Below are 13,298 nucleotides of genomic sequence, written 5' to 3'. Positions count from 1 at the left end.
GCCGCATGATCCCTCACCGGCACGGAGGACGTCGCTGTGCACATGTTCGAGCGTGAGGCGATCGGTCCGGCGCATTTCCACGTCAGATTCCGGCACCTTTCGAAATGCGCCCCCTGTGTGCTCCCGTGCCCCCACTAGCGTCCCGGAGCCATGGGACACCTGGACCACGCCACCTTCGGCTGGCTGACCCCCGTGCTGTCGTACGTGATGGCCTGCATCGGCGCCGCCCTCGGGCTGCGCTGCACCGTCCGGGCGCTCGCCGCCTCCGGGCGCTCGCGCCGCAACTGGCTCGTCACGGCGGCCTCCGCGATCGGTACCGGCATCTGGACCATGCACTTCGTGGCCATGCTCGGTTTCGGCGTCAGCGGCACCGACATCCGCTACGACGTCCCCCTGACCGTGCTCAGCCTCCTCGTCGCCATGCTCGTCGTCTGCGCCGGCGTCTTCGCCGTCGGCTACAGCCGCGACCGCACGCGCGCGTTGCTGATCGGCGGCCTCACCACCGGACTGGGCGTGGCGAGCATGCACTACCTGGGCATGGCCGCGGTCCGGCTGCACGGCGACGTGACCTACGACCCGATGCTGGTCGGACTCTCCGTCCTGATCGCCGTCGTCGCGGCGACCGCGGCTCTCTGGGCGGCGCTCAACATCAGGTCGCCGGTCGCGGTCACCCTCGCCTCGCTCGTCATGGGCGCGGCGGTGAGCAGCATGCACTACACCGCGATGTTCGCGGTGGACGTGCGCGTCACGCCTTCCGGAACAGTTCTGCCCGGGGCCACGGCGATGCAGTTCATCTTCCCCCTCGCCGTCGGCCTCGGCTCCTATCTCTTCCTGACCTCGGCCTTCGTCGCGCTGTCGCCCGGCACGGGCGAGCGCGAGGCGTCCGCCTCCGCGCAGCAGCCGGTGGAGAGCGCCGCCGGCCGTGGCCAGGCCCGCACCGCATGACGCGATCCGACGGCACGCCCACCGAACCCCTTCCGAGCGAGGAGGCCATGCGTACATCCCGGAGGACCCCCACGAACGGTCCCGAGACGCCGCCTCTCGTGCGCGGGCGCCGCGCCCACGCAGGACCGCCCGCCGACGAGGGACCGGACGAGCAGCCGGGCACACCGGCGGATGCGCCACCCGCGCGCGCGGGACGCCGGCGGATCCGGCCCCGCACCGTGCGCGCCAAGATCGTCTGCCTGCTGATGGTGCCGGTCGTCTCCCTGCTGGCCCTGTGGGCGTACGCCACCGTCAGCACCGCCCAGGACATCTCCCGGCTGCGCCAGTTGCAGCGTGTGGACTCCGAGGTGCGCACACCCGTCGCGGCCGCCGTGGCCGCGCTCCAGACCGAGCGGGCCGCCGCCGTGCGCCACGCCACCGAGCCCACCGCCGGACAGGGCGACGACCTGGAGAAACTCGCCGAAGGCACCGACCGCGCGGTGGCCGAACTGCGGCTCGGCGACGACAACACCGTCGCCGACGGCCAGGAACTGCCCACCGGAGTCGCCCAGCGCCTCGAGGCGTTCGTCTCCGGGGCCGAGGAACTCCGCCCGCTGCGGACCGCGGTGCTCGACGGCAGCGCGGGCTGGCAGGAGACGTACGGACGGTACACGAGGACGATCTCGGCCGCGTTCTCCGTCGGCGGGGCCCTCTCCGGAATCCAGGACGCCGAACTCGGCTCCGACGCGCGCGTGCTGCTCGAGTTCTCCCGCGCGGGCGAGGCACTGGCCCAGGAGGACGTCGTGCTCGACAGCGCGCGGCTGGCCGGGCGCCTCGACGGGGAGCGCCAACGGCTGTTCACCGGCGCCGTCGCCACCCGCCTCGCCCTCACCGAGTCGGCCGTGGCGGACCTGCGCGGCCCCGAACGCGCCGCCTGGCGGGGCCTGGCCGCCGGCAGCGACTACGCCGCCCTGGAAGCGGTCGAGAAGAAGGTGCTCGCCCGCGGTCCCGGAGCGAAGGCCGTCGCCGCCGCGCCGGAGGCGACCTGGGGCACGGCCCACGCGCGCGTGCAGAACGGCATGCGGACCATCGAGGCGGACGCGGCGCGCGGAGTCGCGGACCGCGCCGACCCGTTCACCCGCGGACTGCTCACCCCGGCCGGCGCGGCGGTCCTGCTGGGTCTCGCCGCCGTCGCGGCGTCACTCGTCATCTCCGTGCGCATCGGCCGCGGGCTCGTCGTGGAGTTGGTCAGCCTGCGCAACCGCGCCCTGGACATCGCCCGCCGCAAGCTGCCCGAGGCCATGCGGAAGCTGCGGGCCGGCGAGGAGATCGACGTCCGGGCCGAGGCTCCGCCCGGGCCGGCCGCCGAGGACGAGACCGGCCAGGTCGCCGAGGCCCTGGGCACCGTGCACCGCGCCGCCCTGCGCGCCGCCGTGGAGCGCGCCGAACTCGCCAGCGGCATCTCCGGGGTGTTCGTCAACCTCGCCCGCCGCAGCCAGGTCCTCGTCCACCGTCAGCTCAGCCTCCTGGACAGCATGGAGCGCCGCTCGGACGACCCGAACGAGCTGAGCGACCTCTTCCGGCTCGACCACCTCACCACCCGCATGCGGCGCCACGCGGAGAGCCTGATCATCCTTTCCGGCGCCGCCCCCGGCCGGGCCTGGCGCATGCCGGTCTCCCTGACCAACGTGGTCCGCGCGGCCGTCTCCGAAGTCGAGGACTACGCGCGCGTGGAGGTCAGGCAGCTCCCGGAGGCGTCCGTCATCGGCTCCGCCGTCGCCGACCTCACCCACCTCCTCGCCGAACTCGTCGAGAACGCCGCCCAGTTCTCGCCCCCGCACACACGCGTGCGCATCACCGGTGAGCCCGTCGGCAACGGCTACGCCGTCGAGGTCGAGGACCGCGGTCTCGGCATGGGCAAGGAGACCCTCGCCGAGGCCAACCGGCGCATCGCGCAGTCCGAGGCCCTCGACCTGTTCGACAGCGACCGGCTGGGTCTGTTCGTGGTCAGCAGGCTCGCCGCACGCCACGGCGTCAAGGTCCACCTGACCACCTCGCCCTACGGCGGCACCACGGCGGTCGTCCTGCTGCCCACCGCCCTGCTGCACAGCGGCACACCGGAACGTTCCGCCCCAGAGGTGGCGGAAGCCCGACAGCCCGCCGAACGGGAGTACGCGCGCGTGCCCGCCGCCCACCCGCACCAGGAGGCCGTCCCCGCGACCGCCGACCGGCCGGCACTGGTCGCCCCCGTCGGGGCCGCCGCCGGGCCGACGTCAGCCGACACCCCACCCCCCGGAGTCACCGCCTTGCGCCTGCACCGCCCACCGGACGACTCCGACGGATCGGACGACCTGCCGCGCCGGGTGCGGCAGGCGAGCCTCGCCCCCCAGTTGCGTCGGCAGCCGACCGAGGACCCCGCCCGGGCGCCCGGCCCGCGAAGCGACGACGGACGCACCCCCGAACTCGTACGGGACCGGATGGCCGCGTACCGGGACGGCTGGGCGCGCGGCGGCGGCAGGCATCCCGGCCGAGGGGCCACCCCGGAACCCGCACCGGGCAGCGACAGCAGCGAAGGAGACCCCGCATGATCCAGGACCCGAGCACGAGGTCGGCCCAGCGGTCCGGCGAACTCGACTGGCTGCTGGACGACTTGGTGATGCGCGTGAGCGAGGTGCGGCACGCCGTGGTGCTGTCCAACGACGGCCTCGCCGTCGGCGCGTCCACCGACCTCAGCCGCGAGGACGCCGAACACCTCGCCGCCGTCGCCTCCGGCTTCCACAGCCTCGCCAAGGGCGCGGGCCGGCACTTCGGTGCCGGCGGCGTACGCCAGACCATGGTGGAGATGGACGACGGCTTCCTGTTCGTGGCCGCCGCGGGCGACGGCTCCTGCCTCGCCGTGCTCACCGCCGTCACCGCCGACATCGGCCTGGTCGCCTACGAGATGGCACGGCTCGTCAAGCGTGTCGGAGAACACCTCTACACGCCGGCGCGCCTCTCGGCTCGGCCGCCCGCCGCCGGCTGAGGCGAGAGGGTGACCCGCACCGATGACCGAGGACACGACCGGCGCCCCGCACGAGCAGGGCAGCCAGTGGTACGACAACGAGGCCGGCCCCCTCGTGCGTCCGTACGCCATGACGGGCGGACGCACGAGACCCGGGCCCACCGGCGTGCGCTTCGACGTGATCGCCCTGGTCACCCTGGACCCGGGCGGGCCCGGCGCCGACGGTGCGGGGCTCGGGCCGGAACACCGCGCCCTCATCGCCCTGTGCCGCACGGAAACCCAGTCCGTCGCGGAACTCGCGGCGGGCTCCGACCTTCCCGTGGGTGTGGTCCGGGTGCTCCTCGGCGACCTTCTGGAACTCGGCTGCGTCACCGTCAGCCGCCCGGTCCCACCCGCCCAACTGCCCGACGAACGGATTCTGCGTGAGGTCATCGAAGGGTTGCGGGCGCTGTAGACGAAGGTCCGGACCCTCCGGGAGCGTACGGACCCGCTCCCGACCTGCCGACGTCGCATCCCTCTGCCGACGCTCCGCGCAGCCGACTTGCCGAAGCACGCGCACCTCGTCTCCCCGCCGACCGCTGCCCGCACTCCCGAGAGAAGTGATCCATGGTCTCCGAGCACTCCGACGCCACGGTCGGCGACACGGCCCCCCTGGCGTTGAAGATTCTGGTCGCCGGCGGTTTCGGCGTGGGGAAGACGACGCTGGTGGGCGCGGTCAGCGAGATCAAGCCGCTGCGCACCGAGGAACTGCTCAGCGAGGCCGGCCAGTTGGTGGACGACACCGACGGCGTGGACCAGAAGGTCACGACGACCGTCGCCATGGACTTCGGCCGGATCACCATCCGGTCCGGCCTCTCCCTGTACCTGTTCGGCACCCCCGGCCAGGACCGCTTCTGGTTCCTGTGGGACGAACTGTCCCAGGGAGCCCTGGGCGCCGTCGTCCTCGCCGACACCCGCCGTCTGGAGGACTGCTTCCCCGCGGTCGACTACTTCGAGCACCGGCACATCCCGTTCGTGGTGGCCGTCAACTGCTTCACCGGAGCGCGCAGTTACGGAGCCCCCGAGGTCTCGCGCGCCCTCGACCTCGACTCGGGCACACCCGTCGTCCTGTGCGACGCCCGCGACCGTGACTCGGGGAAGGAGGTGCTGATCCGGCTCGTCGAGTACGCCGGGCGGGTGCACACCGCCCGGCTGCTCGACTCCGTGGGCTGAGGGGTCGCCGTCCTTCCGTCAGTCCGCGACGGCCTTCTCCGCGAGCACCTTCTCGATCGTGACGCGGACGAGCAGTTCGCCCGGAACGCCGTTGCGGGCGCCGAACTCCTCGGCTCGTTCCTCGCCCATGTACCTGGCCGCTATCCGGGTTGCCCAGTGCCGTACCTCGTCGAGGTCCTCCGAGACAGCGGCGACGCCCTGCACCACCACGTAGTCGAACGGCGGCCGGTCGTCGTCCACGCAGAGGGCGACCCGGCCGTCCCGGGCCAGATTGCGCCCCTTCACGGTGTCCTTGCCCGTGTTGAAGACCACGTCGTCCCCATCGAGCAGGAACCAGACCGGTGCCACGTGCGGACGTCCGTCCGCACGCACCGTCGACAGCTTTCCGGTGCGGGTGCCGTGCGAGACGAACGCCCGCCATTCCTTGTCGGTCATCTTCTGTGCCATGCCCCCATCCTCCTTGCCCGGCGGCCGACGGTGGGGAAGGCTGACGGGCAGACCCTCCCGCCAGGCGGGGACATCACACGGGGAACGTCACACGGGGAGACGGAGCATGACGCAGAAGCAGGGGCTGGGGTGGCTGCTGGACGACCTGACCGAGCGGGTCGACCACGTTCGGCACGCACTGGTCCTGTCCAACGACGGGCTGGTGGCGGGCGCGAGCACAGGACTGCGCCGGGAGGACGCGGAACACCTCGCCGCCGTCTCCTCCGGACTGCACAGCCTGGCCAAGGGTTCCGGACGCCACTTCGGCGCCGGCCAAGTGCGCCAGACCATGGTCGAGTTCGACGATGCCGTGCTGTTCGTCACCGCGGCCGGCACCGGCAGCTGTCTGTGCGTGCTCAGTGCCGCGGAGGCCGACATGGGCCAGATCGCCTACGAGATGGCGCTGCTCGTCAACCGGGTCGGCGAGCACCTCGCGGTGGACGCCCGCCATCCCGAGAAGACCCCACCCACACACCTCTGACCTGCCCTTTTCCTTCCCCGTGGAGTTTTCCACAGGCTCGCCACGAGTTGCGCGGATCCGGCTACGGTTTTTCCCGAGGCCACCGCGGACAGCGCGGGGCCACTCGACTCCACGGGGGAGACCGACCATGGCAGGCAACACCACCACGCAACCGCACGCCCTCTTCCGCACCTTCAGCCGCGCGGCGAGGGAACTGGGTCTGAAGCGAAGCGAGTTCGACCTCGCCGTGAACCTCGGGCGGATCAGGACCGTGCTCGACGAAGGAGGCGGAGGACGTCTGGTGGCCCGCGCCGAGCTGGACCGGCTGCGCTCGGCGCCTGGCTTCCCCGAGGAGCTGTGCAAGAGCGTCGAGACCGCCGGCACCAGTGCGGGCGCGGCCGTCATGGAGGTACCGACCACCCGGTTCACGCGCCTCGCGCGGCTGGGACTGGTGGTGCCCGTGACGTTCTACCTCAATCGCTACCGGGCCGTCGTCTGGCTGTACCTCGCCGACGAGCTACGGCAGTTCGCCGCCGCCAAGGACAACGCGCCCCTGCTGACGGGCCGGACCCCCGAAGGGATGCGCAAGCTGTTGGCCGCGGGTCTGGACCTGCGCCCCCGCAACTGGCGGGGCCGCCACCTCGGTTTCCTGCTGCGGCAGGCCGACGGCCCCTGGCAGCGCGCGGGAGCCCTGGCCGGCTTCCTGGAACCCGTCCAGGTCGCGGAGATCGTCAAGGACCCGTATGAGCGCTCCTATCTGAACCGCTTCCGCCCGGGACCGCCGGCCCACGGAGTGCCCGGCTCACCGGCAGCCCGGCTCGCCGAGAAGATCATGACGGCGGACGACTCCGACGAGGTCGACTGGTTGCGCTCCGACCTGGCCCAAGCCGTGGACGAGGCCCGCGCCCACCAGCCCGCGCCACGCCCCTCGTTGAACCGCCGTCAGAAGCAGAGGCCGGACCAGAACCCGAAGCAGAGGCCGGACCAGAAGCAGAGCCACAACCAGAATCGGAGCCAGAACCAGAGCCACGACCTGAATCGGAGCCAGAAGCAGAAGCCGAACCAGAAACCGAACCAGAGGCAGAGGCCTGAGCCGAAGCCGGCCCCGGCACCGCCGCGCCCAGCGGCGAAGGAACCGCCGGGCGACCGGCTCTCCTACCGCCTCTCCGCCCGCCTCTCCGACCGGCCCGAGCGAGTCAGGAGTGGTCTGTTGGGCCGGCTGCGCCGCAGAGACGGGTGACGCAGATCGATGCACCGTCGCGCCGAGGGTCCGGTCAGAGCGCGAGGGTTCCCGTCAGGGCGTCCGTGACAGACCCGGTGCCGTGTCCTTGCCGTCGCCCTCCAACAGGCCCGGCGAGATCGCCTCGCGTGGGACGTCCGGGGCCCGGCGACGGTCTCCCCCTCGGCGGGTGCGGTACGTGCCCACGCATCGGCCGGCGAGGTAGAGGGCGAACGAGATCGTCGTGACGTAGGGGCTGATGGGGATGCTGCTCCCGAGGGCCAGCAGGATGCCACCTTCGATCGAGACCACCGCGAAGACCACGCTGAGCACCGGCAGGAGCACCGGCGACGCGGTGACCCGGGCGGCGGCCGCGGCCGGGGTGACGACCAGGGAGAGGACCAGCAGCGCGCCGACGACCTGGACCGACAGGGCGACGGCGAGGCCCAGCACGATCATGAACGCGACGGACAGGGTCCGGACCGGCACACCGCGCGCCTCGGCGACGTCCGGATCCGTGCTGGCGAAGACCAGCGGCCGCCACATCACCGCCAGGGCGACCAGCACCACGGCGGACGTGCCGAGCAGCCATGTCGTCTGCGGAGTGTCCACCGCGACGATCTGACCCGTCAGGAGACCGAACTTGTTGGCCGCCCGGCCCTTGTAGAGAGCGAGGAAGAGCACGCCGAGGCCCAGGCCGAACGGCATGAGGATGCCGATCGCCGAGTTGCGGTCGCGGGCACGCGTGCCCAGCACGCCGATCGTCGCGGCCGCGACGATCGAGCCCGTGATCGAGCCCACCACGATGTTCGTCCCCAGCAGCAGCGCCGCCGAGGCGCCCGCGAAGGACAGTTCGCTGATGCCGTGCACCGCGAAGGGAAGGTCGCGCATGATGACGAAGACCCCGGCCAGACCGCCGACCAGGCCGAGCGCGGCGCCGGCGATGAGGGAGTTGCGGACCAGGACCAGGAGTTCGCCGTAGTTGTCGAAGTCGAACAGCTGGTGCCAGATCGCGTCGGCGAGCGTCATGAACGGACTCCGTCGATCTCGTGGGCGTGGTGGGGCGGGGCGGGGGCGATCGGTTCGTCCGGTGCTCCCACGACCACGACCCGGCCGTGCACCCGGACGACGTCGACCCGGGTGCCGTACAGCCTGGACAGCGACTCGGAGGTCAGGACCTCCTCGGGGGTGCCGATCCGGTGGCCGCCGCCGGCCAGGTACAGCACCCGGTCCACCAGGTCCAGCACCGGGTTGATCTCGTGGGTCACGAAGACCACCGCCGTGTCGTGGGAGCGGCGGCGGGCGTCGATCAGTTCGGTGACGGCCCGCTGGTGGTGGAGATCGAGGGAGAGCAGTGGTTCGTCGCACAGAAGGACGCGGGGGTCGGTCGCCAGGGCCTGTCCGATGCGTACGCGCCGGCGTTCGCCGCCGGACAGCAGTGCGAGCGGGACGTCGGCGTAGGCCGAGGCTCCGACCGCCTCGAGGATCTCGTCCACTCGGCGGCGGACGGCGGCCGTGCGCAGCCGCGGGCCGAAGCGGTGCCCGTCGATCCCGAAGCGCACCAGGTCGCGGGCGCGCAGCATCGCCTGCGCGGACAGGGCGGCCTGCTGGGGGACGTAGCCGATGTCCGGGCCGGCCGCGCGGGGCGGCCGGCCGAGGACGGTCAGGGTCCCGGCGGACAGCGGCTGCCGGCCCAGCAGGGCCCGTACGAAACTGGTCTTGCCCGAGCCGTTCGGCCCGAGGACCGCCAGGAACTCCCCGGGCCGTACGTCGAGATCGACCCCCCGCCACACCGTACGGTCGCCGTAGGACAGGGCGGCGCCGCGCAGGCTGATCACCGGGCTGGACCGGGTGCCGGTGCGGCCCTGCCGGGATACCGGGGTCACTTGCCCAGCGCGCTCGCGAGCGCGTCGACGTTGGCGGTCATCCAGCCGAGGTAGTCCTTGCCCTGCGGCAGGGTCTCGGTGACGGGGACGACGGGGATGCCGGCCGCCTTCGCCGCGTTCTCGACCTTCTGCGTCTGGGGTCCGGAGGTCTGCGCGTTGTAGACCAGCGCCTTGACCTGCTTGCCGCTGTACAGCGCCAGGGTCTCCTGGAGGATCTTCGGAGACACGTCCTCGCCCTCCTCGACGGCCTCGCTGAACTCCTCGGGCGTCCTGTTCACCAGGCCGCTCGCCTCGGTCATGTACAGCGGCACGGGTTCGGTGATGCCGATGGCCTCGCCGCCGTGCTGCTTGTCGATGTCCGCTTCCCTCACCTCGAGCGGCTTCAGTTTCGCCTTGAAGGTCTCGGCGTTCTCCGTGAAGGCCGCGGCGTCCCCGGGGTCGGCCTTGCCCAGGGCGGTCGCGATGCGGTCGGCGACCTTGGCCATGGTGGGGAAGTCGTACCAGACGTGCTCGTTGAGCTCGCCGCCCTCGGGGGCGGTCCGGCCGGAGACCCTGACGGCGTTGATCACCTTGGCGGACGAGTTGCCGCCGCTCTTCAGCATCTTGTCGACGAAGTCGTCGTAGCCGCCGCCGTTCTCGATGACGACCTTCGCCTTGGACAGGGCCAACTGGTTCTGGGTGTTGGCCTCGTAGGAGTGCGGGTCCTGGTCGGGGTCGCTGATGATGGAGGTGACGTCGACCTTCGGGCCGCCGATCTGCCCGACGATGTCGCCGTACACGTTCGTCGAGGCGACCACCGGGACGGCGGCCGCGGAGACCGGGGACGCCGAGGCACTCCCGTCGCTCGCGGAGTCCGACGAACTGCCGCAGCCTGCCAGCAGGGCCAGGGAGGCGCCGGATATCAGGGCCACCAGACGCCGGGACGGATACGGGGACATGGGTCCTCCACGACAGGTCGGAACGGGTGTCGCAGCACACGCTAGGTGAAAACGAATGTCACCAGCAGGCCCCCGCCCCAGCTATATGAAAACCATTGCCAAGTGTTGACGTGGTCCCTACGAACGTGATGCGTCCAGCCCCCGGGCCAGGTCCGGTCGGCGCAGCCGCAGCAGACCGGCGCCGCTCAACTCCACGGCTACGAGGCGTCGTGCCGCGTCCCGGAGCCGGTCCGGACCCTGCCGAGACCGCAGTGCTTACCTCCTACTTGGTCATGTACGGGGGTAAAGCGGCCGGAAGATGGGAAAGGTGCTGTACGGCGAGCCGCGGGGAGTGGGAGGCCGTGCCCGGGACACCGGGTCCGACGTGCTGGGGGAGGGCCGGGTATGGGCGGGCAGCCCTTGTATCTCGCACCGCGACTGGGGGAGGCGTTGCGCTCGCTCCTGGAGTCACCCGGGATGCCGCACTCCCTCACCGACGCCCTCGGGTCCCCGCTGAACGTGGTCATCCCCGACCAACTCGCCGCGAATGTCCAGCGGTTCCGGTCGGTGTTCGGCAAACACCACCTGTCCGGGCAGGTGCTCTTCGCCCACAAGGCCAACCGGTCCCGCGCCCTGCTGCGGCGGTTGGCCGCCACCGACGCCGGCGTGGACGTCGCCTCGCTCGGCGAGTTGCGGCACGCGCTCGGCGCGGGCCTCACCCCCGACCGGATCACGGCCACCGGGCCGAAGAACCCGGAGTTCCTGTGGCTGGCCGCACGCACGTCGGTCACCGTCGGTGTCGACGGCGCACACGAGCTGGAGCAACTCGCCGACCTCGTCCGTAAGTTCACGCTGCCCCGGGTCCGCGTCCTGCTGCGGTTGTCCGGGTTCGAGACGTCCGGTGTACGGGTGCTGAGCCGGCGGAGCCGTTTCGGCACGCCCGTACGGGAGGTGGAGTCACTGCTGGAGACCGTCGAGCGGCACGGTGACGTGATCGACCTGACCGGCGTGGCCTTCCACCTGGACACGACGAGCCTCACCGAGAAGGCGACCGCGCTGGAAGGGTGTCTGGCGGCGATGGAGGAGTGCCGCAGGAGAGGGCTGCGGCCGTCGGCCGTCGACATCGGCGGCGGCTTCGGCGTCGACTACCTGGCCGACGCCGAACAGTGGGAGCGGTACACGACCGAGCTCACCGCCGCCGTCCTGGGCACCCGCCCACCCCTGACCTGGGGCGGACACGGCTACGGGCTGCGCAACGAGTCCGGCACCCTGCGCGGGACGCTCGGGCTGTACCCCGCTCACCGGCCGGTCTCCGGAGCACGCTACCTCGATGAACTCCTCGCCCACCCGGCCGCGTCCTTCGGCGGCCGCCCCCTGGCCGCACTGCTGCTGGAGCACCTGTACGACCTGCACGTCGAGCCGGGCCGGGCCCTGCTCGACCAGTGCGGCCTGACCCTGGCGAAGGTGCTGGAGGTACGCACTCAGGAACAGGGCGAGGAACTCCTCGTACGGCTCGCGGCGACGGCCGACGACGTGGCCCTGGAGGAGCACGGGGTGCTGATGGACCCCGTCCTCGTCCCCCGGAACACCTCACGTCCCGAGGAGGGGCCCGTCGCCGTCCACCTCTTCGGCAGCCTGTGCCTGGAGACCGACCTGATCACACGCAGGACGGTCTTCCTGCCGCACCGGCCCGCACCGGGCGACCTCCTGGCCTTCGTCAACACCGCCGGATACTGCATGGACTTCCACGCCACCCGTGCCCAGCGGCAGCCGGTCGCGCGCAAGGTCGCCGCCTGGCGGGAGGGCGGCGCGTGGCGCTGGTGCCTGGACGACCAGTACTGGCCGACCACCTCCATGGGGGGAGCACAGTGAGGTACGACAGCATCACCGAGGCCATCGGCAACACCCCGCTCGTACGCATCGACCCGGCCGTGCACGGACTCGCGCACATCGATCTGTACGCCAAGCTGGAACTGCTCAACCCCTTCGGATCGGTCAAGGACCGGGCCGCCTGGAACATGGCGCGCCCGCATCTCGCCGACGCGGCCGCGCGCGGCAGCCAGGTCGTCGAACTGTCCAGCGGCAACACCGCCAAGGCCCTCGCCGTCCTCGCGGGCATGCACGGGCTGACCTTCAAGAGCGTCACCAACCGGATGCGGGTCCCGGAGATCAAGGACCTGCTCCTGCTGCTCGGCGCGGAGATCGAGGAGCTGCCGGGCCAGAGCGAGTGCCTCGACCCGACCGCCACCGACGACCCGCTGACCCTCTTCCACCGCGCCCTGTCCGAGCCGGGCAGCGCCTACCTGCACACCGACCAGTACTTCAACCCGCGCAACACCGAGGCCCACCTCACCGGCACCGGACCGGAGATCCTCAAGGACCTGGACGGCCGCGCCCCCGACTGGTTCATCGCCTGCGTGGGCACCGCCGGTTCCTCCACGGGCACCGCCCGCGTCCTGCGCGAACACGACCCCGCCGTACGAGTCGTCGGACTTGTCGCGGCCAAGTCCGACTTCATCCCGGGAATCAGGACCATCGACGAGGCCCACGAGGTCGGCCTGTTCGATCCCGGCACCTACGACACCATCGACGCCGTCCGCGCCGATGACGCGATCGAGGGAATGCTGACGCTGAACCGCCGGTGCGGCATCCTGGCCGGACCCACGGGAGGTGCCGCCTACTTCGGCGCCCTACGCCAACTACAGACGGTCGACGCCGAGTTGTCGGAGCGGCAGACCGCCGTCTTCATCGTCTGCGACCGCGTCGAGAGCTATCTGAGCTACGTACGGCAGCGCCGCCCCGACCTGTTCGGCCTCCCCCGCCGCCCGAACTCCCCGCTGGACCTGACCGACGCCGAGATACGCGCGGCCCCGGCCGTCGACGTCGCCGGCGCCCGGGCGTGGATCGACACCGGCAGCCCGCTCGTCGTCGACCTGCGCAGCCCGTTCGCGTTCGCCGCCCTGCACATCGACGGCTCGGTCAACATCGTCGACGAACTGTTCGAGGAACTCCTCCACGGCGGCCTGCCCTTCAGCCGCAACCGCCCGGTGCTGCTGGCCTGCCCGGTCGGCGAGAAGTCCGCCCGCTACGCCGCGCTGCTGACCCGGATGGGACACCCCGACGTCCGCAGCCTGGCCGGCGGCATCATCGCCTGGCGCGACGCGGGCGCGCCCCTGGTCCGGGACTGAGCGAC

General features: G+C 71.8%; 13 protein-coding genes. 9 read left to right on the top strand and 4 right to left on the bottom strand.

Going from position 1 to position 13,298, the window contains the following annotated elements; translation table 11 throughout:
• Nucleotides 1–150 precede the first annotated feature (150 nt).
• The 5 genes from ACF1A1_RS29975 to ACF1A1_RS29955 all read left to right on the top strand — a co-directional run bounded on the left by ACF1A1_RS29975 (nucleotide 151) and on the right by ACF1A1_RS29955 (nucleotide 5,137).
• Nucleotides 151–945 carry an MHYT domain-containing protein gene (locus ACF1A1_RS29975; RefSeq protein WP_392004138.1) on the top strand — a complete coding sequence of 265 codons (795 nt, stop codon included), beginning with the start codon at nucleotides 151–153 and terminating at the stop codon, nucleotides 943–945.
• Between the two features lie 47 nt (nucleotides 946–992).
• Nucleotides 993–3,512, top strand: coding sequence for a nitrate- and nitrite sensing domain-containing protein (locus ACF1A1_RS29970; RefSeq protein ID WP_392004137.1), 2,520 nt, complete (start codon nucleotides 993–995; stop codon nucleotides 3,510–3,512).
• A complete protein-coding gene (locus ACF1A1_RS29965; protein ID WP_392004136.1) occupies nucleotides 3,509–3,946 on the top strand; it encodes a roadblock/LC7 domain-containing protein in 438 nt (145 codons plus the stop codon). The genes ACF1A1_RS29970 and ACF1A1_RS29965 overlap by 4 nt, the downstream gene beginning before the upstream one ends.
• A 22-nt stretch (nucleotides 3,947–3,968) precedes the next feature.
• Complete coding sequence (locus ACF1A1_RS29960) at nucleotides 3,969–4,379, top strand: DUF742 domain-containing protein (protein WP_392004135.1); 411 nt, start codon at nucleotides 3,969–3,971, stop codon at nucleotides 4,377–4,379.
• Between the two features lie 152 nt (nucleotides 4,380–4,531).
• Nucleotides 4,532–5,137, top strand: coding sequence for an ATP/GTP-binding protein (locus ACF1A1_RS29955; RefSeq protein ID WP_392004134.1), 606 nt, complete (start codon nucleotides 4,532–4,534; stop codon nucleotides 5,135–5,137).
• An 18-nt stretch (nucleotides 5,138–5,155) separates the two neighbouring features.
• Here ACF1A1_RS29955 and ACF1A1_RS29950 read toward each other — a convergent pair whose 3' ends face one another.
• The gene (locus tag ACF1A1_RS29950) at nucleotides 5,156–5,584 is read right to left on the bottom strand and encodes a PPOX class F420-dependent oxidoreductase (RefSeq protein WP_392004133.1); all 429 of its coding nucleotides are present in this window, start codon (nucleotides 5,582–5,584) and stop codon (nucleotides 5,156–5,158) included.
• A 106-nt stretch (nucleotides 5,585–5,690) separates the two neighbouring features.
• On the opposite strand from ACF1A1_RS29950, the gene ACF1A1_RS29945 reads away from it, so the two are divergent.
• On the top strand, nucleotides 5,691–6,104 hold the full coding sequence (locus tag ACF1A1_RS29945) for a roadblock/LC7 domain-containing protein (protein WP_392004132.1): 414 nt from the start codon (nucleotides 5,691–5,693) through the stop codon (nucleotides 6,102–6,104).
• A gap of 127 nt (nucleotides 6,105–6,231) precedes the next feature.
• A complete protein-coding gene (locus ACF1A1_RS29940; RefSeq protein WP_392004131.1) occupies nucleotides 6,232–7,323 on the top strand; it encodes a DUF6397 family protein in 1,092 nt (363 codons plus the stop codon).
• Nucleotides 7,324–7,377: 54 nt separating this feature from the next.
• On the opposite strand, the gene ACF1A1_RS29935 is transcribed toward ACF1A1_RS29940, so the two are convergent.
• Genes ACF1A1_RS29935 through ACF1A1_RS29925 form a run of 3 tightly spaced genes read right to left on the bottom strand, consistent with a single transcriptional unit; the run spans nucleotide 7,378 to nucleotide 10,126 of the window.
• Nucleotides 7,378–8,331, bottom strand: a complete 954-nt coding sequence (locus tag ACF1A1_RS29935; RefSeq protein WP_392004130.1) for a metal ABC transporter permease — start codon at nucleotides 8,329–8,331, stop codon at nucleotides 7,378–7,380.
• A complete protein-coding gene (locus tag ACF1A1_RS29930; protein ID WP_392004129.1) occupies nucleotides 8,328–9,188 on the bottom strand; it encodes a metal ABC transporter ATP-binding protein in 861 nt (286 codons plus the stop codon). Before ACF1A1_RS29930 ends, ACF1A1_RS29935 begins: the two co-directional genes overlap by 4 nt.
• Entirely contained in the window at nucleotides 9,185–10,126 is a 942-nt protein-coding gene (locus tag ACF1A1_RS29925) for a metal ABC transporter solute-binding protein, Zn/Mn family (RefSeq protein ID WP_392004128.1), read from the bottom strand. Before ACF1A1_RS29925 ends, ACF1A1_RS29930 begins: the two co-directional genes overlap by 4 nt.
• Nucleotides 10,127–10,510: 384 nt before the next feature.
• Between ACF1A1_RS29925 and ACF1A1_RS29920 the strand changes: the two genes are divergently transcribed.
• Together ACF1A1_RS29920 and ACF1A1_RS29915 are read left to right on the top strand one after the other, a co-directional pair.
• Nucleotides 10,511–11,977, top strand: a complete 1,467-nt coding sequence (locus ACF1A1_RS29920; protein ID WP_392004127.1) for a Y4yA family PLP-dependent enzyme — start codon at nucleotides 10,511–10,513, stop codon at nucleotides 11,975–11,977.
• Nucleotides 11,974–13,293: a pyridoxal-phosphate dependent enzyme gene (locus tag ACF1A1_RS29915; RefSeq protein ID WP_392004126.1), complete on the top strand. Its 1,320-nt coding sequence runs from the start codon at nucleotides 11,974–11,976 to the stop codon at nucleotides 13,291–13,293. The genes ACF1A1_RS29920 and ACF1A1_RS29915 overlap by 4 nt, the downstream gene beginning before the upstream one ends.
• The last annotated feature ends 5 nt before the right edge of the window (nucleotides 13,294–13,298 follow it).

This window comes from Streptomyces sp. NPDC014995, assembly GCF_043080745.1.
Taxonomy (GTDB): domain Bacteria; phylum Actinomycetota; class Actinomycetes; order Streptomycetales; family Streptomycetaceae; genus Streptomyces.
The sequence above is the reverse complement of the archived record's forward strand: the minus strand, read 5'-3'. Positions and strand labels throughout refer to the sequence as shown.